The sequence below is a fragment of the Actinomadura fibrosa genome (genome assembly GCF_900659615.1).
Classification (GTDB): Bacteria; Actinomycetota; Actinomycetes; order Streptosporangiales; family Streptosporangiaceae; genus Spirillospora; species Spirillospora fibrosa.
In genome coordinates, this window is record NZ_CAACUY010000019.1 from 31,867 (window position 1) to 53,524 (window position 21,658).

Annotated in this window: 17 protein-coding genes; 7 read left to right on the plus strand and 10 right to left on the minus strand. The window is 75.2% G+C overall.

Going from position 1 to position 21,658, the window contains the following annotated elements:
* Positions 1-11: 11 nt before the first annotated feature.
* The gene (locus E1300_RS10230; RefSeq protein WP_131756646.1) at positions 12-1,076 is read right to left on the minus strand and encodes a maleylacetate reductase; all 1,065 of its coding nucleotides are present in this window, start codon (positions 1,074-1,076) and stop codon (positions 12-14) included.
* A gap of 44 nt (positions 1,077-1,120) precedes the next feature.
* Positions 1,121-1,810 carry a sulfotransferase family protein gene (locus E1300_RS10235; RefSeq protein ID WP_131756647.1) on the minus strand — a complete coding sequence of 230 codons (690 nt, stop codon included), beginning with the start codon at positions 1,808-1,810 and terminating at the stop codon, positions 1,121-1,123.
* 148 nt (positions 1,811-1,958) lie between these two features.
* Between E1300_RS10235 and E1300_RS10240 the strand changes: the two genes are divergently transcribed.
* From E1300_RS10240 to E1300_RS10265, 6 genes are all read left to right on the plus strand, one after another.
* Positions 1,959-3,515 carry a class I adenylate-forming enzyme family protein gene (locus tag E1300_RS10240; protein ID WP_131756648.1) on the plus strand — a complete coding sequence of 519 codons (1,557 nt, stop codon included), beginning with the start codon at positions 1,959-1,961 and terminating at the stop codon, positions 3,513-3,515.
* Between the two features lie 71 nt (positions 3,516-3,586).
* A complete protein-coding gene (locus E1300_RS10245; protein WP_242619053.1) occupies positions 3,587-5,182 on the plus strand; it encodes an NAD(P)-binding domain-containing protein in 1,596 nt (531 codons plus the stop codon).
* Between the two features lie 5 nt (positions 5,183-5,187).
* A complete protein-coding gene (locus E1300_RS10250) occupies positions 5,188-6,330 on the plus strand; it encodes an alpha-hydroxy acid oxidase (RefSeq protein WP_131756649.1) in 1,143 nt (380 codons plus the stop codon).
* Positions 6,324-7,751: a cytochrome P450 gene (locus tag E1300_RS10255; RefSeq protein ID WP_131756650.1), complete on the plus strand. Its 1,428-nt coding sequence runs from the start codon at positions 6,324-6,326 to the stop codon at positions 7,749-7,751. The genes E1300_RS10250 and E1300_RS10255 overlap by 7 nt, the downstream gene beginning before the upstream one ends.
* Before the next feature lie 22 nt (positions 7,752-7,773).
* Positions 7,774-9,201, plus strand: a complete 1,428-nt coding sequence (locus E1300_RS10260; protein ID WP_131756651.1) for a cation:proton antiporter — start codon at positions 7,774-7,776, stop codon at positions 9,199-9,201.
* Between the two features lie 66 nt (positions 9,202-9,267).
* Positions 9,268-9,969, plus strand: a complete 702-nt coding sequence (locus E1300_RS10265; protein WP_207399614.1) for a response regulator transcription factor — start codon at positions 9,268-9,270, stop codon at positions 9,967-9,969.
* A 16-nt stretch (positions 9,970-9,985) separates the two neighbouring features.
* Here the strand turns inward: E1300_RS10265 and E1300_RS10270 are convergent, their stop codons facing one another.
* On the minus strand, positions 9,986-10,198 hold the full coding sequence (locus E1300_RS10270) for a hypothetical protein (RefSeq protein ID WP_131756652.1): 213 nt from the start codon (positions 10,196-10,198) through the stop codon (positions 9,986-9,988).
* Between the two features lie 155 nt (positions 10,199-10,353).
* Between E1300_RS10270 and E1300_RS10275 the strand changes: the two genes are divergently transcribed.
* Entirely contained in the window at positions 10,354-11,682 is a 1,329-nt protein-coding gene (locus E1300_RS10275; RefSeq protein WP_207399615.1) for a phosphodiester glycosidase family protein, read from the plus strand.
* Between the two features lie 7 nt (positions 11,683-11,689).
* Here the strand turns inward: E1300_RS10275 and E1300_RS10280 are convergent, their stop codons facing one another.
* The 7 genes from E1300_RS10280 to E1300_RS10310 all read right to left on the minus strand — a co-directional run bounded on the left by E1300_RS10280 (position 11,690) and on the right by E1300_RS10310 (position 21,621).
* A complete protein-coding gene (locus E1300_RS10280; RefSeq protein WP_131756653.1) occupies positions 11,690-12,319 on the minus strand; it encodes a nucleoside/nucleotide kinase family protein in 630 nt (209 codons plus the stop codon).
* A 190-nt stretch (positions 12,320-12,509) separates the two neighbouring features.
* Complete coding sequence (locus E1300_RS10285) at positions 12,510-14,021, minus strand: phytoene desaturase family protein (RefSeq protein ID WP_131756654.1); 1,512 nt, start codon at positions 14,019-14,021, stop codon at positions 12,510-12,512.
* A 30-nt stretch (positions 14,022-14,051) separates the two neighbouring features.
* Entirely contained in the window at positions 14,052-15,545 is a 1,494-nt protein-coding gene (locus tag E1300_RS10290; protein WP_131756655.1) for an alpha-amylase family protein, read from the minus strand.
* Positions 15,542-18,217, minus strand: a complete 2,676-nt coding sequence (locus E1300_RS10295) for an MGH1-like glycoside hydrolase domain-containing protein (protein ID WP_207399616.1) — start codon at positions 18,215-18,217, stop codon at positions 15,542-15,544. Before E1300_RS10295 ends, E1300_RS10290 begins: the two co-directional genes overlap by 4 nt.
* Before the next feature lie 96 nt (positions 18,218-18,313).
* Positions 18,314-18,916, minus strand: coding sequence for an NUDIX domain-containing protein (locus tag E1300_RS10300; protein WP_165502774.1), 603 nt, complete (start codon positions 18,914-18,916; stop codon positions 18,314-18,316).
* The gene (locus E1300_RS10305; RefSeq protein WP_131756656.1) at positions 18,913-19,695 is read right to left on the minus strand and encodes a GNAT family N-acetyltransferase; all 783 of its coding nucleotides are present in this window, start codon (positions 19,693-19,695) and stop codon (positions 18,913-18,915) included. Before E1300_RS10305 ends, E1300_RS10300 begins: the two co-directional genes overlap by 4 nt.
* A gap of 9 nt (positions 19,696-19,704) precedes the next feature.
* On the minus strand, positions 19,705-21,621 hold the full coding sequence (locus E1300_RS10310) for an APC family permease (RefSeq protein WP_131756657.1): 1,917 nt from the start codon (positions 21,619-21,621) through the stop codon (positions 19,705-19,707).
* Positions 21,622-21,658: the final 37 nt, after the last annotated feature.

Here is a 21,658-nt window from a genome sequence, read left to right on the forward strand (position 1 = left end):
TTCGCCCGGCCTCAGGCCGGTGGGCTGCCCTTCCAGGCGCGTTCCAGCAGTGCGCGCAGGCCGGGTTCCTCCACGGGACGCGGGTTCGCGTACGGCGCGGCGAGGACCTGGGCCAGCACGTCGTCGAGCCGAGCGGGGTCGGCGCCCAGCTCCGCGAGCGAGCGCGGGAGGCCGAGTTCGCCGGTCAGCGCCCACAGCGCGGCGGCCGGGTCGTCCTCGCCCAGCGCCCGCCGGAGGGCCTCGACGGCGCCGGGCGCGGCGGACGCGTTGTAGGCGAGGGCGTGCGGGAGGACGACGGCGTGGGTCTCGGCGTGCGGGAGGCCGAGCGTGCCGCCGAGGGCGTGGCAGAGCTTGTGGTGCAGGCCCATCGTGGTGACGCCGAGGCAGGAGCCGCACAACCACGCGCCGTACAGCGCCCGCGAGCGCGCGGGACGGTCACCCGGGTCGCGGACGACGGCGGGCAGCGCGGCGGCGAGCACGCGGACGGCCTCCTCGGCCATCAGCGACACGACCGGCGAGCGGTCCGGCGCGTAGAGCGCCTCGACGGCGTGCGCCATCGCGTTCGCCCCGGACGCGGCCGACACGCGCGCCGGCAGGCCCAGCGTCAGCGACGGGTCGTACAGGACGGTGCGCGCCAGCACCCGCGGGTCGTGCCCGGTGCGCTTGACGCCGTCCTCGGTGGTGCCCCACACCGGCGTCATCTCCGACCCGGCGTAGGTGGTCGGGACGGCCACGACCGGCAGCCCCAGCCCCTTCGCGATCATCTTCGCCAGGCCGACCGCGGAGCCGCCGCCGTACGCGACGAGGCCGTCCGCTCCGGCGGCGCGGGCCGCGCGGAGGCCCTCGGCGGCGACCTCGGCGGGCACGTGCATGACCGCCTCTGCGTGGACGCCCGCCGCCCGCTCGCCCAGCAGCCCCGCGACCCGCTCGGCGTCGGCGCGGCGTCCCGGCGTGGACAGCACCAGGACGCGGCGGAGGCCGAGCGCGTCCACCTCGTCCGCGAGCCTGCCGAGCACGCCGTTGCCGAAGACGACGCGGACGGGAAGCGGCTGGTGGACGAACTCCGGCTGGTCCATGCCCCGACTCTACGGCGGACGGCGGACGGCGGCCGGGTCCGCGGTCAGCGGCCGAGGAGGACGAGGCGCAGGCGCCGTCCACGGCGCTTGCGGTGCCACGCCTCCCGCTCGTTGACCTCCGGGAACGGCTCGTCCGGGACGGGGACGCCGAGGAACGCGCACAGCGGCTCCCAGCCGTCGCGGACGTCGAGGACGAGCAGCCGCTCCGGCGGGATCTCCGCCTTGACCTCGGCGATGTGCCGCTCGAACACCGCGAGGACGTGCGCGCGGTCGCCGACGCGGCCGTCGAAGACCCGGTCCATGACGGTCGCCTTCGCCATCCGGGGGTAGAGGGCGAAGTCCGGCGCGCGGCGCTCGACCAGCCAGCGCGTGATCCGGCGGCGCAACGGCGGCGGGCGCCGCTCGGCGAGGGCGCTCGCGAAGATCGTCCCGGCGACGCTGTCGTACCAGCGCGCGGGGTCGCGGACGGTGAGGATCACCTTGGCGTCGGGATAGTGCGCGGCGAGTTCGCGCCAGTAGGACGCGGCGGGCCAGTCCACGGCGGCGGGGAAGCCCGCGAACACCTCGTCCCAGCCGGGGCCCCGGCCCTCGGCGACGTCGAGCCATTGCCGGACCCGGAACGGCTCCTGGATGACGACGCTCATGTGGTAGCAGGGGGCGAAACCGAGGGTTTCGAGGGCCGCCCGGAGCGACGCCGTGCCCGTCCGGCCGAATCCGGCTCCGATGACCTCCACGCCGTGCCCCTCCCGCTCCGCGCGCCCGTCCCGGTTCTGCTCCGGTTCTGATCCGCGCCGCCTACCGTCGCGGTGGACGACATGCCGGTTGTACGACGGTTCCCGCGTCCGCACAACCGGCGCAGCGGCGATTTCAAGGAGCCGGACGATGCCCGCCGAACCGCCCTTTCCGCATGCCTACCAGCCCTTCCCGCACGCCGTTCTCCAGGCGCTCGCGGAGTCGCCGGGGACGGTCGCGTTCGAGCACGGGGACCGGCGCGTCACGCGCGGCGAGGTGCTGGAGACCGTCGGGCGGCTGGCGGGCGCGCTGCGCGACGCGGGGCTCGGCCCCGGCCGGGCCGTCGCGATCCGCACCGCCGTGACGCCGGAGGCGTTCGCGGCCCACATCGCCGCGCACGTCCTCGGCTGCCGGGTCGTGGGGGTCCGGCCCGGCTATCCGGCGGGCCAGCTCGCGCACGTGCTCGGCACGGGCGTGGACGCGCTGCTCGCCGACCCGTCCACCCTGACGCCGGAGTTGGCCGGAGCCGCCGGACGGCCACTGCCGCTGCTGTCGCTCGGCCCCTGCTCCGGGGCGTCCGACCTCCTGGCGTACGCGGGGCGAGCGCATTCCCTGGCGATCGCCGCCCGCCCGGACGACGTCGCCGCGCTGCACTTCACCAGCGGCAGCACCGGGCGGCCCAAGGGCTGCGCGATCACCTACCGGGCGCTGGGCGCGCACTGGGCGTGGCAGCCGCGCGCCTGGGGCCCGGCCGCCGCGGAGCTGGCCGCGGGCTCCGGCCGCTACCTGCTCTTCGGCACGCTGGCGAGCATGGTCGTGTTCGAGTTCCTCGCGCCGTGCCTGCTCGGCGGCGGCACCGCGGTCATCCCCAAGGACGACGGGCGGCCGCTGTTCCCCGACGCGCTGGAGCGCCACGGGATCACGGCCTCGATCATCACCGTCCCGCGGCTGTGCCGGATGCTCGACCTGCTCCGGGACGACCCGGACCGGGCCCGCGGGCTGCGCAATCTACGGGCGCTGATGGTCTCGGGGTCGCCGATCGGGCCGCGGCGGCTGGCGGAGGCGGCGGAGCGGCTCGGCCCGGTCGTCTACCAGGGGTACGGGCAGACCGAGGCCGGATCGATCTCGATCATGACGCCCGGGGAGATCGCGGCCCACCCGCCGCACGCGCTCGCCGCCGTCGGCCGCCCGCACCCCGGAGTGGAGATCACCATCCGGGACGACGACGGACGCGAGGTCGCACCGGGCGCCACAGGGGAGGTCTACGTGCGCAGCCCGTACCTCATGGCGGGGTACTGGGGGCAGCCGGAGGAGACCGCCGAGACCCTGCGCGGCGGGCTGCTGCGCACCCGCGACCTCGGCCGGCTCGACGCGGACGGCTTCCTGCACCTCACCGGCCGGACCCGCGACGTGATCATGGTGAACGCGATGGTCGTGTACGCGGGGCCGATCGAGCGGGTCCTCGCCGGGCACCCGGACGTCGCCGAGGCGTACGTGGCGGGCGCCCCGGACGAGGACACGGGCGAGGCCGTCCACGCGTTCGTCGTTCCGGCGGCCGGAGCCGTCCCGGACGCGGGGGCGCTGTCGGCACTCGTCCGCTCTGAGCTCGGGGACGACAGCGTCCCGCGCACCGTCACGGTGGTGCACGGCGTGCCGGAGGCGGTGGGCGGCAAGCCCGACAAGCGGGCGCTGCTGCGGCTGCTCTGATCGTTCTCTGAGATTCGGCCGTCACCCTGGCCGTTGTCCGTTCAATTACATCTCCGCGACGGAGGGGTGCCGTGCCGGACAGCGCGCTGGACTACCTGGTGATCGGGGCCGGCCCGGCGGGCCTGCAACTCGGGTACTTCCTGGAGCAGGCCGGGCGAAGCTACTCGATCCTGGAGGCGGCGTCCGCGCCGGGCGCGTTCTTCGGGACGTTCCCGCGCCACCGCCGGCTCATCTCGATCAACAAGAGGCACAACGGGACGGAGGACCCGGAGCTCAACCTCCGGATGGACTGGAACTCGCTGCTGTCCGACGACCCGGACCTGCTGTTCACCCGCTACAGCGACCGCTACTTCCCGCACGCGGACGACATGGTCCGCTACCTCGCCGACTTCGCCTCCGCCTGGAGACTGCGGATCTCCTACGGCACCCGCGCCGTCCGCGTCACCCGCGAGCGGTCCGGCGGGCCGGGCGGCGACCGGTTCCTGGTCACCGACCAGGACGGACGCGTCCACGCGGCGCGGCGGCTCGTCGTCGCGACCGGCGTCGGGCAGCGGGCCAACGTGCCGCCGATCCCGGGGATCGAGGAGGCGGACCTCTACGCGGACGCGTCCACCGACCCGGCCGACTACGTCGACCAGCGGGTCCTCGTCATCGGCAAGGGCAACTCGGCGTTCGAGACGGCCGACAACCTGGTGGAGACGGCCGCGGTGGTGCACGTGGCGGGCCCGCGGTCCCTCCGGATGGCGTGGCGGACCCACTTCGTCGGGCACCTGCGCGCCGTCAACAACAACTTCCTCGACACCTACCAGCTCAAGTCGCTGAACGCGGTCCTGGACGGCGACGTGCGCCGCGTCGAGCGGCGCGCGGACGGCGGCTACCTCGTCACGGTCGGGTTCGTCCGCGCGAACGAGGTGACCAAGGACATCCCCTACGACCGGGTCATCGTCTGCACCGGTTTCCGCATCGACGACTCGGTCTTCGCGGACGGCGACTGCCGGCCCGAGCTCACGATCGGGGACCGGTTCCCGGCCCTCACACCCGCGTTCGAGTCGGTCAACGTCCCCGGCCTCTACTTCGCGGGGACGCTGACGCAGTCGCGCGACTTCAAGCGCGGCACGAACGGGTTCATCCACGGGTTCCGGTACGGGGTGCGGGCACTGCACCGCATCCTGGAGACGCGCCACCACGGCGCCGCCTGGCCCGGCCAGGACCTGCCCGCCGACCCGGACGTGCTCGCCGCCGCCGTCCTCGCGCGCGTCAACCGCAGCTCGGGCCTCTGGCAGCAGTTCGGCGTGCTCGCCGACGCCGTGGTCCTGGACGGCCGGGGCGGCGCCCGCTACCTGGAGGAGCTGCCGGCCGGGCTGGAGGGCCCGCCGATCGGCCGGCCCGGCGCGCGCGGCCACTTCACGGTCGCGCTGGAGTACGGCCCGGACCACGACGCGCACGACCCGTTCGACGTCTCCGTCGGCAGGATCGCGCAGAGCGACGCGGGACGGGCGGACGAGGGCCACTACCTGCACCCGGTGGTGCGGTACCACCGGGAGGGCGCGCCGCCCGCCGTCCACCACGTCACCGAGAACCTGGAGAACGACTGGACGTCGCAGGAGGTCCACGTCCGGCCGCTCCGGGACTTCTTCGCCGAGCACCTCGCCCCGGCGCGGGTGTGACGGCCATGACCACCGGAACGGGCACGGCCAGGGCGGGTGGCGCCGGAACGGGCACCGCCGGGCCGGATGCCTCCTTGGCGGGAACCTCCGGAGCGGGTGCGCAGCCGCCGTTGACGCTGCGCGAGTTCGAGGCGGCGGCCCGCGCGCGCCTCGACCCCGCGCACTACGACTACTTCGCGGGCGGGGCGGGCGACGAGGTCACGCTGCGGGCCAACGAGGCGGCGTTCGCGCGGGTCGCGCTGCTGCCGCGCGTCCTGCGCGGCGCCGGGCCGCCCCGCACGGACGTGACGCTGCTCGGCACCGCGGCGTCCATGCCCGTGCTGGTCGCGCCGACCGCGTTCCACCGGCTCGCCGACCCGGAGGGCGAGCGGGCGACCGCGCGGGCGGCGGCCGCCACCGGAACGATCATGATCGTGAGCATGGCGGCGACCGTCGCCGTCGAGGACGTGGCCGCCGCGGCGCCCGGCGCGGCCCTGTGGTTCCAGCTCTACGTCCAGCCCGACCTCGCGTTCACCGAGCGGGTCGTGCGGCGCGCGGAGGCGGCGGGCTGCGCCGCGCTCGTCGTCACCGCGGACTCGCCGGCCCGCGGCGTCCGGGAGCGCGAGCTGCGGCACGGGTTCCTCGACCTGCCGGACGGCCTGCGCTGCGAGAACATGCGCGACGGCGCCGGGACGCGGTCGATCGCCATGTCGCCGGAGCTGTCCTGGGACCACATCGACCGGCTCAGGGAGATGACGGCGCTGCCGATCGTGCTGAAGGGCGTCCTCCACCCGGCGGACGTGCGGCCCGCGCTCGACCGGGGCGTCGCGGCGCTGGTCGTCTCCAACCACGGCGGGCGGCAGCTCGACGCGGTCCCCGCCGCGCTGGACGCGCTGCCCGCCGTGGCCGCCGCCGCCGGTCGCGCCGTCCCCGTGCTGCTGGACGGCGGGGTCCGGCGCGGCACCGACGTGCTGAAGGCGCTCGCGCTCGGCGCGGACGCGGTCGCCGTGGGCCGCCCGGTGATCTGGGGGCTGGCCGCCGGCGGCGAGCGCGGCGCGGCGCGCGTGCTGGAGCTGCTCCGCGCGGAGGTCGAGCTGGCGCTCGCGCTCTGCGGCTGCGCGTCCCCCGGCGACCTCGCCCCGGACATGGTGGTGCGGCGCCCATGGTGACCGGCGCGGGCACGGCGGCGATCACGGTGGCGGCGGTCCTGGTCGCCGTGGCGAGCCTGCCGTGGTGGCTGCCCGGCAGGGTCGTGGCGCTGCGCGTCCGCCTGTTCGCCCGCATCAACGGGGACGAGGGCATCCCCGTCCCCGGCGACCTGATCGGCGTGGAGCACTTCCGGGAGGTGTACTCGCACCCGGCCGCCGGCGGGCGCAGCAAGGGCGCCGCCCTCTCGGACCTGTTCTGGTACTGGCTGGCGCCGGGGCCCGAGGTCCACCAGGAGCACCTGGAGGCGGGGGAGCGGTACGACCAGGTCGCCGCGGCCACGCGCCGGTTCCTCGCGATCCCGCGCGGGGAGGCCGAGGAGCTCGCCCGCCGCTGCACCGCCGAGGTCCTGCGGGAGACGGACACGGGAGCGCCGCGGACCGTCCGGCTGCGGGACCTGATGATGCCGGTCTGGGCCGCGTTCTCCTACGAGCTCGTCTTCGGCGGCCCGTGCCCGCCCGCCGCCCGCGACCTGATCGTCGCCCACGCCGACGACGTCGCCACCGCGCTCACCTGCTGCGGCCTGCGGCACATGGACCGGCGCGCCCGCCTCACCCGGTACGTCGCCGCACGGCTGGACCAGGTGCGGCACCCCCTCCCGGACGGCCTGTCGGACGAGGAGCGCGCCTTCTACGTCCAGGGGACGTTCTTCAACACCGCGGTCGTGCAGATGGCGGAGGCGATGGCGCACCTGCTGCTCGTCCTAGCCCGGCACCCGGAGGCGCAGGAGACGGCGCGCACCGGCGACGACGCCGCGCTCGACCGGGTGATCAACGAGACGCTGCGGCTGTACCCGCTGTTCGGCGTCGCCCACCGGATCACCACCGGCGACATCGAGCTGGACGGCGGCCCGACGATTCCGGCCGGGTCGGTGCTCTGCTTCAACTACCCCGAATTCCACCGCGCGGGGTTCACCGACCCCGGGCGCTTCGACCCCGACCGCTTCCGTCCCGACCGCCGGGAGGACGGGCGCGCCGTCCGGGACCTGAACCACATCCCGTTCGGCGTCGCCGCCAACCGGCCGTGCCCGGCGTGGCGGCTCGCGCCGATCGCCGTGCGCGCCGCCGCGCGCGAGACGGTGCGCCGGTACGTCCTCGCCTCGTCCGCCTCCCACGTCCGGTCGCTGCCCAACCGGGGCCCGTGCCTGCTGATCCCGCGCGCCGGGTCGGACGCGCCCCCGGAGCCCGGCTCCCACCGCGCGGCGCTGCTGCGGATGCGGGCGCGCGACCGGTGCGAGGACGTCGGGCGCAGCGTCCTGCAACTCGTCCGCGGCGCCCGCATGGTGCGCGAGGCGCGCCGCCTGCGCCTGTGCGAGCGCCATTTCGCCGCGGACGGCACCGCCGAACGGCCCACTGACCAGCCCGTTCCGCCGCACGTCACCTGACCCGACCAGAGCGGGGACCGCCATGCTCGTACTCGCCCAGCCGCCCGTCGCCCAGCCTCCCGCCGAGCCCTCCGCCGCCCACGCCGCCCACGCCGCCGCCGTGCACGCCGCCGCCGCGGCGTCCCGTGACGCCAACCTCGACCTCGTCCTGAAGGTACTGCCCGCCCTCGTCGTCATCCTCCTGGCCGCCTGGCTGTGCGGGCGCCTGGCGCTGATGGTGATGCAGCCGCGCGTCCTCGGCGAGATGGTCGCCGGGGTGCTGCTGGGGCCGACGCTGTTCGGGGCGCTGTTCCCGGACGCGCAGGCGAAGGTGTTCCCGCCCGAGGTCAAGCCCATCCTGTACGTGCTCAGCACCCTCGGCCTGACGTTGTACATGTTCCTCGTCGGCGCCGGGCTCGACCACGGCTCCGCGTCGCCCGGCGAGGGCCGCAGGGCGATGGCGCTCGCGGTCTCCGGGGTGGTGCCCGCGTTGCTGCTCGGCGTGGGCACGGGCGCGGCCCTGTGGGGGACGCTGTCGCTGCCCGACGTCGGCCGCCTGGAGTTCGCCCTGTTCGTCGGGGGCGCGCTGTCGCTGACCGCGTTCCCCATGCTGGCGCGGATGCTGTACGAGCGGAACCTGGAGAACAGCCCCCTCGGCCGGCTGTCGCTGCTGGCGGCGGCCGTCGACGACGCGGTGGCGTGGTGCCTGCTCGCCGTCCTGACGGCCGTGCACCTGGAGTCGGGCATGGGCGACGCGCTGCGCACCATCGGGCTCGCGGCGCTGTTCGCGGCGGCGATGCTGCTGGTGGCGCGCCGGCTGCTGCGGCCGCTCGGCCGGGAGTTCGCCCGGACGGGGACCATCGGCCCCAACGCGATGTACGTCATCGTCCTCGTCGCGGTCACGGCGGGCTGGCTGACCGACTGGATCGGCATCTACTCCGTGTTCGGCGGCTTCATCGCGGGGCTGGCGATGCCGCGAGACCCGGAGTTCCGCCGCGCGCTGCACGAGCGGATGATGGGCTTCGTCTCGACGCTGCTGCTGCCGACGTTCTTCACCTTCTCGGGGCTCAACACCCGGCTGGACGGCATCGCCGGCGGCACCATGCTGGCCGCGCTGCTGGCGATCATGGCGGCGGGCTTCGTCGGCAAGTACGCCGGCTGCTCCCTCGCGATGCGCGGGCTCGGCTTCTCCTGGCGGGAGTCGTGCGCCGTGGGCGCGCTCATGAACGCGCGCGGGCTGATGATCCTGATCTTCATCAACATCGGGCTCGCCCAGGGCATGATCACGCAGGAGCTGTTCGCCATGCTCGTGCTGGTCGCGGTGATCACGACCGCGAGCGCCCTGCCGCTGTACAAGCTGGCCCTGCCGGAGCGCTACGAGCGGCGGGCCGTCCCGGCAGAGCCCGTGTCCGCGGAGCCCGCCGACGCCGCGGCGACGGCGCACGTGTCCGCGGCGCGTCCGGTTCACTAGGCGACCACGATGTCCACAATTGCCCGAAGTGTGGAGCCTGCCCCGCCGGGATGCGACGGTGGCGTCGTGGCCGCGCCATCGAGGCCGGCGGGCAGGGACGGGCGAGCCGCCGCCCACCGGCTGCTGATCGCCGAGGACGACCGCGACCTGGCGGAGCTGCTCGCCGGCCTGTTCGCCGAGCAGGGGTACGCGGTCGACCTGGCCTTCGACGGCCAGCGCGCCCTGCACCTGGCGCTCGGCCGCCGGCACGACGCGATGATCGTCGACCGGGGGCTGCCGGACGGCGACGGCGTCGAGCTCGTGCGCCGGCTGCGCCGCCGGGCCGTCACCGTGCCCGTGCTCGTCCTCAGCGCCCGCAGCGCCGTCGCCGACCGGGTCGCCGGGCTGGACGCGGGCGCCGAGGACTACGTCGTCAAGCCGTTCGAGATCGACGAGCTGATGGCGCGGGTCCGGGCGCTGCACCGCCGGCACCTCGACCACGCCGGGCTGCTCCCGCTCGGCGCGGGCTGGTTCGACGCCGAGTCCCGCGTCGTCGAGCTGCCGTCCGGCGAGCGGATCCCGCTGTCGGAGCGGGAGGGCCGGCTGCTGCGCGCCCTCGCCTGCCGCCCGCGGCACGTGCACACCCGCGACGCGCTGCGGCAGGGCGTCTTCGACGGCGCCCGGACCGAGTCGATCGTCGACACCTACGTCTACTACCTGCGCAGCAAGCTGGGGCAGAACGTCGTCCGGACGGTCCGCGGCGTCGGCTACCGCGTCGGCGAACTGTAGCGGGGCCCGGCCCGCCTCAGGAGGACGGCCGCCTGATCGCCCAGAGGACCATGAGGGCGAGGCCGGGGCCGAGGAGCACCCCGGCCACCACCTCGCCCGGCGCCTTCCACCAGAGCACCTGGCAGAGCAGGAGCGGCACGCCGGCCGCGACGGCGGCGGCGCCCGCCACCGGGACCCCGCGGGGCGGGAGGGAACGCCATCGGACGCGCAGCCGCGACATGCCGGTCATGCTCCCAGTATGCCGCCGGACGGGCCGCCGTCACGGGCGCTCGGCGCGACCGTCCAGACCGCCGTCCGGGGCCGTTCGCGCCGAGTCCGCCGCCGCGTCACCGTTCCGCGCCATGATCAACAGGTCGGTGTGAGCGCTGAGGAAGGCGGTGCCCCATGGTGAAGCGGTTCGCGGCCGCGATGGCGGCGGGTTCGGTCGCCCTGGTCTGCGGTGTGGTCCCGGCCGCCGCCGACGGTCCCGGCGGCGCGCCGCCGGTGGGAGCCGCGGCGACGCCGCCGCCGGACACCGACGGCGCCGGGTCTGGAGAGCGGCCAGACGCGCGCGCCGCTGCGACGCCCGCCGCCCCCGAGGCGGCCGGGAGCCCGACCGTCACGGCCACGACCCGGCTGGCGCCCGGCGTCCTGCTGAAGGCGTTCGCGACGTCCGGGACGGGCGGTGCGGTGACCGGCGGCCTCGTCGACGTCGACCTGCGCAGCCCCGGGACCCGCGTCGGCCTGCTGCGCCCGCCCGCCGTCGCCGCGCGCCGGACGGTCAGCGCGATGGCGGACGACCGGCACGCCATCGCCGGGATCAACGGCGACTTCTTCAACATCAGCGAGACCCACCCGGGCGTCCCGCCAACCGGCGCGCCGTCCGGGCCCGAGGTGGACGGCGGGCGCCCGCTGAAGGCCGCCGTGCCCGACGGGCAGCGGTTCGGCCCGGCGCTGCCGCCCGGCACGTCCGCCGAGGACGTCATCGGGGTCGGCGCGGACGGCCGGGGGCACGTCGCCCGCCTGCGCCTGACCGGCACGATCAGCGCGGGGCGGACCTCCCTCCCGCTGCGCGGGCTCAACCAGTACGCGATCCCGGTCGGCGGCGCGGGCGCCTTCACCCGCGCATGGGGCGCGGTGTCGCGGCTGCGCGCGGTGTGCGGCACCGACACGCGGCGCGCCGACCCGTGCGACACCGACGTGGCGGAGGTGACCGTGCGGCGCGGCGCGGTCGTCAAGGTCGCGGACACGGTCGGCGCGGGCGCGATCCCGAAGGACACCACGGTCCTGGTCGGGCGCGGGCAGGCCGCGGGCACGCTGCGCGCGTTTCGGGCGGGGCAGCGCGTGAAGATCCGCTACGCGTTCACCGGGCCGGAGCGGCTGCGGTTCGCGATCGGCGGCTTCCCGATCCTCCGCGACGGCGCGCCGCTGACCGGCCTGGACCCGCTCGGCCCGGCCCCGCGGAGCGCCGCGGGCGTCAGCCGCGACGGCCGCCACCTGTACCTCGTCGTGGTCGACGGGCGGTCCCCGCGCAGCGCCGGGCTGACCGTCGCCGAACTGGCCGGGCTGCTCGACCGGCTCGGCGCGGGCGCCGCGGTCAACCTCGACGGCGGCGGCTCGTCGGCCCTGGTGGCGCGGGGGCCGGGCGAGACCGCCGCGACCGTCCGCAACGTCCCGTCGGACGGCGCCGAACGCGCCGTCGCCAACGGCATCGGGGTCCTCCCCGCCCCGTGATCGGGGTTCAGGTGCCGGTGGCCAGGGCCGGGTGGCGCGGGTCGTCCACCTTGACCGTGACGTCGGCGGCCTGGAGCGGCCGGGACTCCGCGTCGTAGCGCGCGTAGGCGGGCAGCGTCCACGCCTCGTCCTCCGGCGTGCGGCGGGCGAGGGCGGGCGCCGACAGCGACAGGTGGACGGTCAGGTCGAGCGGCAGCCCCCGGCCGAGCAGCAGCGCCCCGTCCAGCAGCAGCACGCCGCCCGCCGGGACGGTCTCGTACCGCGCCCGCGTGGCCCGGTCGCGGACGGGATCCCACAGGCTGGGCAGCACCTTCCCGGTGCCGCCCGGCTCCAGCGGTGCGAGCACCTCCCGGACGAGCCCGCCCTCGTCCAGCCAGTGGTCGTGGAACACGTCCGGGTCGCGGCGCCCGAACTCGAACCGCAGCGACGCCGGGCGCAGGAAGTCGCGCGCCGACACCCGCAGGACGGCCCGGCCCCGGAGCCGCACGGGCCCGGCGAGCGCGTCGGCGAGCCGCCCCGGCTCCGCCGCCGGAGCGCCGTCGACCGCGACACGCAGCCACCGGTCACGGGGCTCCGCCGCGATCCGGTCGGCCAACTCCTCCACCAGGAGATCGGGCGAAATCGGACGCACGAGCATCCCCCCATCCAACAACACGCCAGCACGTGTGATCCCAGGCGCCGTCCCCAACGGCGCGGACGGCCGAGACCGCAACGCGCATGTCCTCAGCCGCCGCCTAGCGTGGCGCGGGCGGCCGAGGCTGCGGCGCGCGGGTCGTCAGCGCCGCTTCAGCGTGGCGCGGGTGGTCAACATGGCTATGCGCGTGGCCTCAACTGCCGCCTAGGACTGCTTGGGCGGCGTTGTGGCCGGGGATTCCGCTTACGCCGCCGCCTCGGCGGGCTGCCGCGCCACACAGCAGGATCCGCGGGTGCTCGGTCTCGACGCCCCAGCGGCCGCGGTCGGCGGGGTCCTCGGCGTAGGGCCAGGAGAGGTCGCGGTGGAAGATGTGCCCGCCCGGCAGGCCCGCCTCGGCCTCCAGGTCTACGGGGGTCTTCGCCTCCAGGCAGGGCGTGCCGTCCGGGGCGCGCAGGAGGCAGTCCTCGATGGGCTCGGCGAGGACGGCGTCGAACGAGGCCAGCGTCGCGCGGAGCGCCTCCGCCCGCGCGCGGTCCGGATCCGCGCGGAAGAGGCGGGCCGGCATGTGCAGCCCGAACAGCGTCAGCGTGTGCGCGCCCGCCGCCCGCAGGTCCGGGCCGAGGATCGAGGGGTCGGTCAATGAGTGGCAGTACACCTCCGCAGGGGGCAGCGCAGGGATACGCCCGGCGGACGCCTCCGCGTAGGCCCTCGCGAGCTGCGCGCGTCCCTCGTTGATGTGGAACGTGCCGCCGAACGCCTCCTCGGGACGCACGGACGCGTCGCGGAGCCGCGGCAGCCGCGCCAGCACCATGTTGACCTTGAGCTGGGAACCCTCGGGCGGCTCGCCACCGCTCAGCGCGGTCGGCGGCAGGTTGACGAGGACCCGGCCCGCCGTCACCGCGTGCTCCTTGCCGTCCGCGTCGCGGAAGGCCACCTCGCCGGACGGGTCCACCGCCAGCACCTCCATCCCGGTGCGCAGCTCGGCCCCGGCGGCGCGGGCGGCGCTAGCGAGGGCGGCCGTGACCGCGCCCATCCCGCCGACGGGCACGTTCCAGTCCCCGGTCCCGTCGCCGATGACGTGGTAGAGCAGGCACCGGTTGGCGAGCAGCGAGGCGTCCGACGGGTCGGCGAACGTCCCGATCAGCGCGTCGGTCAGCACGACCCCGCGGACGGTGTCGTCGCCGAACCGCTCGTCGACCGCCTCGCCGACCGGGCGCTCGAACAGCTCCCGCCACGCCTCCGCGTCGTCCACCGCGCGGCGCAGGTCCGCGCGATCCGGCAGCGGCTCCAGCAGCGTGGGGGCGACCCGCTCGGCGACGCGTCCGGTCAGGCCGTAGAAGCGCCGCCACGCCGCGAAGTCGGCGTCCCCGCCTGTGACGGCCCTGAAGGACGCGGCCGTCCGCGCGCCGTCAGCGCCGTCCACGAGCAGGCCGCCGCCGCCCACGGGGGTGTAGGAGGCGAACCGGCGGCGCCGCAGTTCCACCGGCAGCCCGAGGTCCCGGACGATCCGCCCCGGCAGCAGGCTGACCAGGTAGGAGTATCGCGACAGCCGCGCGTCCACGCCCGGGAACACCCGCGCGGACACCGCCAGCCCGCCGAGGTGGCCGAGCCGCTCCAGCACCAGCACCCGGCGGCCCGCGCGGGCCAGGTACGCGGCGGCGACGAGCCCGTTGTGCCCGCCGCCCGCGATCACGACGTCGTACATGATCCCAGCGAAGCACAGCCCGGCCCGCGATCACACCGCGCAGGCCAGCAGGTGCGTCCCCCAGGGACCGAGCTCGACGTACAGGCCGGGGTCGCGCAGCTCGTCCCCGTCCCGCTCGTAGACCGCGCCGCTCAGCAGGTCGCGCAGCGTCCACGCGCGGCCGCGCAGATCGTCCCAGGGCAGCGGTATCCGTGCATGGGCGGGACGGTCCGTGAGGTTGACCACCGCGACGTGCCGCGCCTCGGCGGACGTGCGGCACATGGCCACGAGGCCGAGGTAGGACGGGTCGTCCGGCCATCCCGAGCAGTCGAGCAGGCTCCAGTCGCCTTCGCGGAGCCGCCCGTCCCGCACCGCGGCCAGCAGCCGGTGGTGGAACTCCCGCGCCGCCTCGTCGGGCGGCTCATCCGGGCGGCGGGCGAGGAACACCGGAACCCGCACCCGCCGCCCCTCGAACTGGCCCTCGTGCCACAGGACGGCCCCGGGCAGCACCGCCGCCAGCACCGCCGCGGCGCGCTCCCGGGCCGGTCCCAGCGCCGCCGCGGCGCGCGGCTCGTCGTGGTTCTCCAGGAAGCGCACCAGCCCGCGCTGGTAGTCGACGCCGGCGCGCAGGTGGTCGCGGACCGCCCCGGCGTCCCCGCCGGTGATCCGGTCGTACAGCCGCTTGTCGTAGCAGAGGTCGAACCCCTGCCGCTGCAAGGCCCACTCCCGGTCCCAGTACGCCTCCGCCATGAACGTCATGTCCGGATGCCGGTCGCGGACGCGTTCGAGGACCTCCGGCCAGAACTCGGCGGCGGGAGGCGGCCCGGCGCGCGGGCCCCACGTCCGGGCGAACACGTCGTTCATCATCAGCATCGCCATGTCGCAGCGCACGCCGTCGCACCGGTCGCCGATGGACGCCAGCGCCTCCGCGGTCGCGGCGCGTGCCTCCGGGGCGAACGCGTCGAGCTGGACGACGTCCGGCCACGGCGGGAAGAACGGGTCCCGGCCGCGCGCGTAGATGCGGCCGTCGACCTGGATGAACGCGGCGGGATCGGCCGCCAGGTCCGCTTCGGTGCCCTGGACGAAGCAGTCCGGCCGGTCCGCCAGCCAGGGGTGGTCCGGGGCGACGTGGTTCGGGACGTAGTCGAGGTACAGACCGAGGCCGCGCCGGTCCAGCTCGGCGCGGGCCGCGGCGAGCCCCTCCTCGCCGCCGAGGCGTTCGTCGGCGACGTAGTCGCGGACGCAGTACGGCGATCCCGCGATGTCGGCGTCGGCGACGTCCGGCAGCGCCTCCCGGAAGGACGCGAGGAGCCCCGCGTTCGCGAGCGCGATGGCGCGCCCGGCGGGACTCCGCCGCCAGACGCCCATCAGCCACACGACGTCGGTGCCGGGGACGGCCAGCTCGTCCCACGCCTCCTTGGGGACGTCCTGCAAGCCCGCCCCGCGGCCGTGCCGCCGCTCGACCTCGCCCAGCCACACCAGCGTGTTGACCTCGTAGACGACGGGTTCGCGCTGGACCCGCCGTGCGCTCGCGGGGGAGGTCATGACGTCGCCGGCCCTTCCGCGCCCCCGCCCGCCTGGAAGTCCGCGGCGGTGAGGTCGCTGTGGAGGATCATGAAGGTGGCGACCAGGGCGGTCCAGCCGGTCTGGTGGGCGGCGCCGATGCCGGCGCCGTCGTCGCCGTGGAAGTACTCGTGGAAGCTCAGCAGGTCCCGCCAGTGCGGGTCCTCCTGGAACGTCCGCTGGCCGCCGTACACCGGGCGCCGCCCGTCCGGCCCGCGCAGGAAGACGCCGACCAGCCGGGACGTGATCTCGCGGCTCACCTCGTACAGCGTCATCCGGTGCCCCGACCCGGTCGGGCACTCGACGGTGAAGCCGTCGCCGTAGAAGGCGTGCAGGTTCAGCAGCGCCCGGACGATCAGCGCGTTCATCGGGAACCAGACCGGCCCGCGCCAGTTGGAGTTGCCGCCGAACATGCCGCTGTCGGACTCGGCCGGCAGGTACGCCACCCGGTGGACCTGCCCGTCCGTGCGGAACTCGTACGGCCGGCCGGCGTGGCGGCGCGACAGGGAGCGGATGCCGTGCGGGCTGAGGAACTCCTCCTCGTCCAGCATGATCGCGAGGACGCGGCGGAGCTTGTGCTCGTCCAGCAGCGACAGCAGCCGCCGCCCGCCGGCGCCCTCCCGGCCCGCCGCGGACATGCCCCGCGTCACCGTCGGATGGCGGGTGGCGAAGTCGCGGACCCGGTCCAGCAGGCGGGCCTCGCCGGGATCCGGGTGCGGCAGGAAGACCGTGGACGCGCACAGCGGCAGCAGCCCGACGAGCGACCGCACCTTCAGCCGGGTCGCGGACCCGTCCGGCAGCCGGAGGACGTCGTAGAAGAACCCGTCCTCCTCGTCCCACATCTCGTCCTTGACGTCGCCGACCCGGTCGATCGACGCGGAGATGCGCAGGAAGTGCTGCGCGAACCGGACCGCGAGGTCCTCGTAGCCGGGGTCGCGGTCCGACAGCACGGCCGCGATCTGGAGCATGGTCTGCGCGTAGAAGGCCATCCACGCGGTGCCGTCGGCCTGGTCGAGCGAGCCGCCGGTCGGCAGGGGCGCGCTCCGGTCGAACACCCCGATGTTGTCCAGGCCGAGGAAGCCGCCCTGGAACACGTTGCGGCCGTCGGGGTCCTTGCGGTTCACCCACCAGGTGAAGTTCAGCAGCAGCTTCTGGAACACCCGCTCCAGGAAGTCGAGGTCGTCGTTGCCGGTCAAGCGCCGGTCCAGGGTGTGGACGAACCGCGCGGCCCAGGCGTGCACGGGCGGGTTGACGTCGCCGAAGTTCCATTCGTAGGCGGGGATCTGCCCGTTCGCGTGCAGGTAGCGGTCGCCGAGCAGCACCTCCACCTGGTGCTTGGCGAGGTCCATGTCCACCGCCGCGAGCGCGACCGCGTGGAACGCGAGGTCCCACGCGGCGAACCAGGGGTACTCCCACTTGTCCGGCATGACGATGACGTCGCCGGCGGTCATGTCGAACCAGCCGTGGTCCCGCAGGCCCGACGGCGTCCACGGGTCGCTGCCGTGCTCGGCGAGCCACGTCTCGACGTCGAAGTGGTAGTACTGCTTGCTCCACAGCAGCCCGGCCAGGGCCTGGCGGAGCACCAGCGCCTCGTCCGCCGTCGCTCCGGCCGGGACCAGCGGCGCGTAGAAGGCGTCCGCCTCGCCGCGCCGCTCGCGCAGCGTCCCGTCGAAGCCCGCGCCGAACGGCGCGTCGAGCCGCGCCCCCGCGAGCCGGACCCGGACCGTCGCCGCACCGCCGCCGGGCACGGTCAGGACGTGATGCGCGGCCGCCTTCGTCCCGGTGCCCGCCGGATTGACCGCCGCCGCGTCCCCGTCCACGACGTGCCGCCCGATGCCGTCCTTGACGTACGGCGAGGCGCTCGGGGTGCCGAACACCCGCTCGTTGTGGGTCTCGTTCTCGGTGAACAGCAGCGGGACGTCACCGTCGTCGACGTACAGGTGGTAGCCGCCGAGCTCCGGGTGCTCCGCCGCGACATGGCCGCGGCCGTCCGCGCGCAGCAGCGGCCTGGGCGGATCCCCGCCCCACGACCACGTGTTGCGGAACCACAGCGTCGGCAGGACGTGCAGGACGGCCTCATCGGGGCCGCGGTTGGCGACGGTCACCTCGACGAGCACGTCCTCCGGAGCGGCCTTGGCGTACTCGACGAACACGTCGAAATACCGGCCGCCCTCGAAGACCCCGGTGTCGAGGAGTTCGTATTCGAACTCCTGCCTGCCCCGCGCCCTGTTCGTGGACACGAGGTCGTTGTAGGGGAACGGGGCCTGCGGATACTTGTAGAGGAACCGCATGTACGAATGCGTCGGCGTGTTGTCGAGGTAGAAGTAGTACTCCTTGACATCCTCGCCGTGGTTGCCCTCCCCGTTGGTCAGGCCGAACGGCCTTTCCTTCAGGATGGGGTCGCGCCCGTTCCAGAGGGCCACCGACAGGCACAGGCGCTGCTCGGCGTCGCTGATCCCGCCGAGACCGTCCTCCCCCCAGCGGTAAGCCCGCGAGCGGGCATGGTCGTGCGGGAACGAGGACCACGCGTCGCCGTCGCCGCTGTAGTCCTCGCGGACCGTCCCCCACTGGCGCTCGCTGAGGTACGGGCCCCACAGCCGCCATGGAGCGTCCGGCGCCGCCGCCTGCCGCAGTCGTTCTCGTTCGGCGTCCATGTCGGCAGTGTCCGCCCGCCGTCCGTGCCCGGCACCGCCCGCGGCGGGTGACATCTGACCGGTCGTGGACGGGCCGCGCCCGCCGGCCACCACCCGTCACATGCGCAGGCCCGTGTTCCCGTAGCGCTCGATGAGGGCCCGGACGGGCACGGTCAGGGGACGGCCGAGCGCCTCGGACGGGGTCAGCCACGCGGGCCGCCGCCCCTCCTCCAGCACCTGGACGGTGGTGCCCGCGGGGACGTCCACGACGTAGGTGTGCCAGCGGTGCGCGTCCGAGCCGCGCCAGCACGAGTCACCGGGCATCTCGTCCACGCCGACCAGGACGAGGTCCGCCTCGTCCACCAGGAGGCCGACCTCCTCGCCCAGCTCGCGCCGCGCCGCGTGCCGCGGATCCTCACCGGCGTCGATGTGCCCGGCCGGGACCGTCCACCGGAGCGGGAAGTAGACCCGCTCGAAGAGCAGGAACCGGCCGTCGGCGCGGCGGACGAACACCCCGGCGGTCGCGTGCCAGTACTCGCCCGTGCCGTCGACCCACCAGGTCAGCGCCGGATCGACGGCGAGCGTCCGCGGGTACTCCTCGCCGCACGTCGCGCAGCGGAACCCGGCCGCGCCGTCCACGGCGGTGACCGTCTCCGCGCGGCACCCCCAGCAGTACTGATGGCGCCGCCCGTCGCCGGGGACCTCGACGTCCAGCTTCACGGCCGCTCCGCGACGGATGGCCGGACGCGGTAGTGGTAGCCGTGCGAGAGGGTGAAGCCCGCCCGCTCGTACAGCGTGCGCGCCGCGCCGTTCCCCGCCTCGACCTGCAAGTACAGCCGGTCCGCGCCCTGGGCCGCCGCCCAGCGGGCCCCGGCCGCCAGGACCGCGGTCGCGATGCCCCGGCGCCGGAGGTCGGGACGCGTCGCCATGCAGAAGACCCCGGCCCAGCCCGTGTCGGCGACGAACAGCCCCATCCCGGCGGGACGTCCCGCGTCGTGGACGGCCAGCACCACGGCGGGCGGGACGATCCGCTCGATGACCCCGATGCCGTCGGCGGGCACGCCCAGCTCACCGAACAGGCTCGGCCACCGGGTGCGGTCATCGGCCTCCGCGACGACGACGCCGGCCGCCCCGCCGCCGGGCGCGGCCGTACCGATCACGTCGGCGGCGGCAGCGGTCAGGACCAGGGTCGCGGCCTGCGCGGCGTACCCGCGCGCCGCGAGCGCGGCGTCCAGCGCCCGGTACCGATCGGCGGGGCTGACCTGGACGCGGGCGGGCCGTCCGCGCTCCGCGTAGAAGGACTCGACCTCCTCGACGTCCGGCACGGCGTCGTCGGACAGGGGCAAAGCCGAGTTCGAGCGCTTGCGGTCCACACCGGGGGAGTGGCGCAGGAGCCAGCCGCCACGCTCCTCGGCGGTCTCGGCGGGCCAGGCCCGCACGGCGCGCGACTCGACCTCGAAGGCGTCCGCGGTCGCGAGTCCGGTCCTGGGCCCGGTCACCGGCGCGCCTCAGCCGACGTGCACGAGCGGGCGGCGCTCGGCGTCCGGTTCAGCCTGGCGCAGGATCTCCCGCGTCAGCGGCGGGATGTCGCCGCCGCCGAACACCAGGTAGCGCAGCAGCGCCCCGATGGGGTTGCCCTCGGCCCAGTGGAAGTAGACGTGCGGCTGCTCGGCGGTCTCGTCCCGGATCTGGAGCAGGATCGCCGCGATCGCGTTGGCGATGCTCGGGCTCTCCGTCCGCAGGACCCGGTACCCGTGCCGCTCCTCGCCCCGCACCCGCAGCGTGGACGTGAACTCCGAGGCGTCCGACACCGTCACCTCAAGGAAGACCAGGCCCTCGTCCTTGCGCAGCCGGTGCAGCTCCCACGCCTCCTCGGCCTTGTCGTCGTACTCCCGCCGGTCGCGGGCGTCGGGCTCGTTGGCGATGATGTGGAGGCCGCCGTCCCGCCGGAGGAAGCGCCGGGCCGCGTCGTCGAACTCGACGCCGGTCACGCGCAGCTCGGTCGAGCGCGTCGCCCGGGAGACCAGCGACGTCACCACGATCGCCACGCAGAACAGCACCGCGATCACCAGGCCGTCCGGGCGCTCGATGATGTTGGCCGCCGTCGCGTACACCAGGATCGCCGAGACGACCCCGAACCCGATCCCGGCCCGCCGCCGGCCCCGCTTGAACGCCGCCAGCGTCGCCGCGACCGCCGCCGAGAGGATCAGCGCCAGTACCCCGGTCGCGTACGCGCCGCCCTGCGCCTCGACCTCCGCGCCGAACAGCAGCGTGATCCCGAACGAGATCAGCGTGAAGATCAGCACCATCGGGCGGGTGGCGCGCGTCCAGTCCGGCGCCATCCCGTAGCGGGGCAGGTACCGCGGCACGATGTTGATCAGGCCCGCCATCGCCGACGCGCCCGCGAACCACAGGATCAGGACGGTGCTGAGGTCGTAGGCGGTGCCGAACCAGTCCCCGAGGTACTTGTGCGCCAGGTACGCGAGCGCCCGCCCGTTCGCCTGCCCGCCGTCCTCGAACTCCTTCTCCGGGATCAGCACGGTCGTCGCGAAGCTGGAGGTGATCAGGAAGACGCTCATGATGGCCGCCGCCGTGGTCAGCAGCTTGCGGGCGCCCCGGATCCGCTCCTCCAGCCCGCCTTTCACGAGCGGCATGACGGCGACGCCCGTCTCGAAGCCCGACAGCCCGAGCGCGAGCTTCGGCATCACCAGCAGCGACACCGCGATCATGGCGAGCGGGCTGGAGTGCTCGTCGCGCAGCAGGTTCGACCAGTCCGTGACCAGGTCCGGATCGCCGATCACCTTGGCGAGCGCCGTCCCGACGACCACCACGTTCAGCGTCAGGTACACCGCCACCAGCACGACCGCGATCGAGATCGCCTCGCTGAACCCCACCAGGAAGACGGCGCCGAGCGCGGCGATCAGCACCAGCGTCACCGGGATCTGCCAGCCGGCCAGCGCGTCCGGGACGAACGGGTTGTGCAGCAGGTGCGCGCTCGCGTCCGCCGCCGACAGCGTGATCGTCACGATGAACGCGGTCGCGACGAAGCCGAGCAGGAACAGCACCAGCAGCTTGCCCCGCCAGCCGGGCAGCAGCCGCTCCAGCATCGACAGCGACCCGAGCCCGTACGGGCTCTGCCCCGCCACCGACCGGTACACCGGCAGCGCGCCGAACAGCGTCAGCGCCACCAGCAGGAGCGTCGCGATCGGGCTGAGCGCGCCCGCCGCGAGCGCCGCGATCCCGGGCTGGTAGCCCAGGGTCGAGAAGTAGTCGACCCCGGTGAGGCACATCACCTGCCACCAGCGGTGCTGCTTCTCCGGCGCGTCCTCATGGTGCGGCCCGTGCTTCTGCCCGGGCCGGTGCAGGCCTTCGAGCAGCCACCGCCGCACCGCCGGCCCCTCGGCCGGCCCAGCCGACGTGCTCACGCCGTCACCCCGTCTTCCTCCCCGCCGAACGATCAGC

Bases quoted from the DNA above. Each gene is read 5' to 3' on its own strand.
- E1300_RS10230 (WP_131756646.1), bottom strand. From the start codon at position 1,076: ATGGACCAGCCGGAGTTCGTCCACCAGCCGCTTCCCGTCCGCGTCGTC.
- E1300_RS10240 (WP_131756648.1), top strand. From the start codon at position 1,959: ATGCCCGCCGAACCGCCCTTTCCGCATGCCTACCAGCCCTTCCCGCAC.
- E1300_RS10250 (WP_131756649.1), top strand. From the start codon at position 5,188: ATGACCACCGGAACGGGCACGGCCAGGGCGGGTGGCGCCGGAACGGGC.
- E1300_RS10255 (WP_131756650.1), top strand. From the start codon at position 6,324: ATGGTGACCGGCGCGGGCACGGCGGCGATCACGGTGGCGGCGGTCCTG.
- E1300_RS10260 (WP_131756651.1), top strand. From the start codon at position 7,774: ATGCTCGTACTCGCCCAGCCGCCCGTCGCCCAGCCTCCCGCCGAGCCC.
- E1300_RS10270 (WP_131756652.1), bottom strand. From the start codon at position 10,198: ATGACCGGCATGTCGCGGCTGCGCGTCCGATGGCGTTCCCTCCCGCCC.
- E1300_RS10275 (WP_207399615.1), top strand. From the start codon at position 10,354: ATGGTGAAGCGGTTCGCGGCCGCGATGGCGGCGGGTTCGGTCGCCCTG.
- E1300_RS10280 (WP_131756653.1), bottom strand. From the start codon at position 12,319: ATGCTCGTGCGTCCGATTTCGCCCGATCTCCTGGTGGAGGAGTTGGCC.
- E1300_RS10285 (WP_131756654.1), bottom strand. From the start codon at position 14,021: ATGTACGACGTCGTGATCGCGGGCGGCGGGCACAACGGGCTCGTCGCC.
- E1300_RS10290 (WP_131756655.1), bottom strand. From the start codon at position 15,545: ATGACCTCCCCCGCGAGCGCACGGCGGGTCCAGCGCGAACCCGTCGTC.
- E1300_RS10295 (WP_207399616.1), bottom strand. From the start codon at position 18,217: ATGGACGCCGAACGAGAACGACTGCGGCAGGCGGCGGCGCCGGACGCT.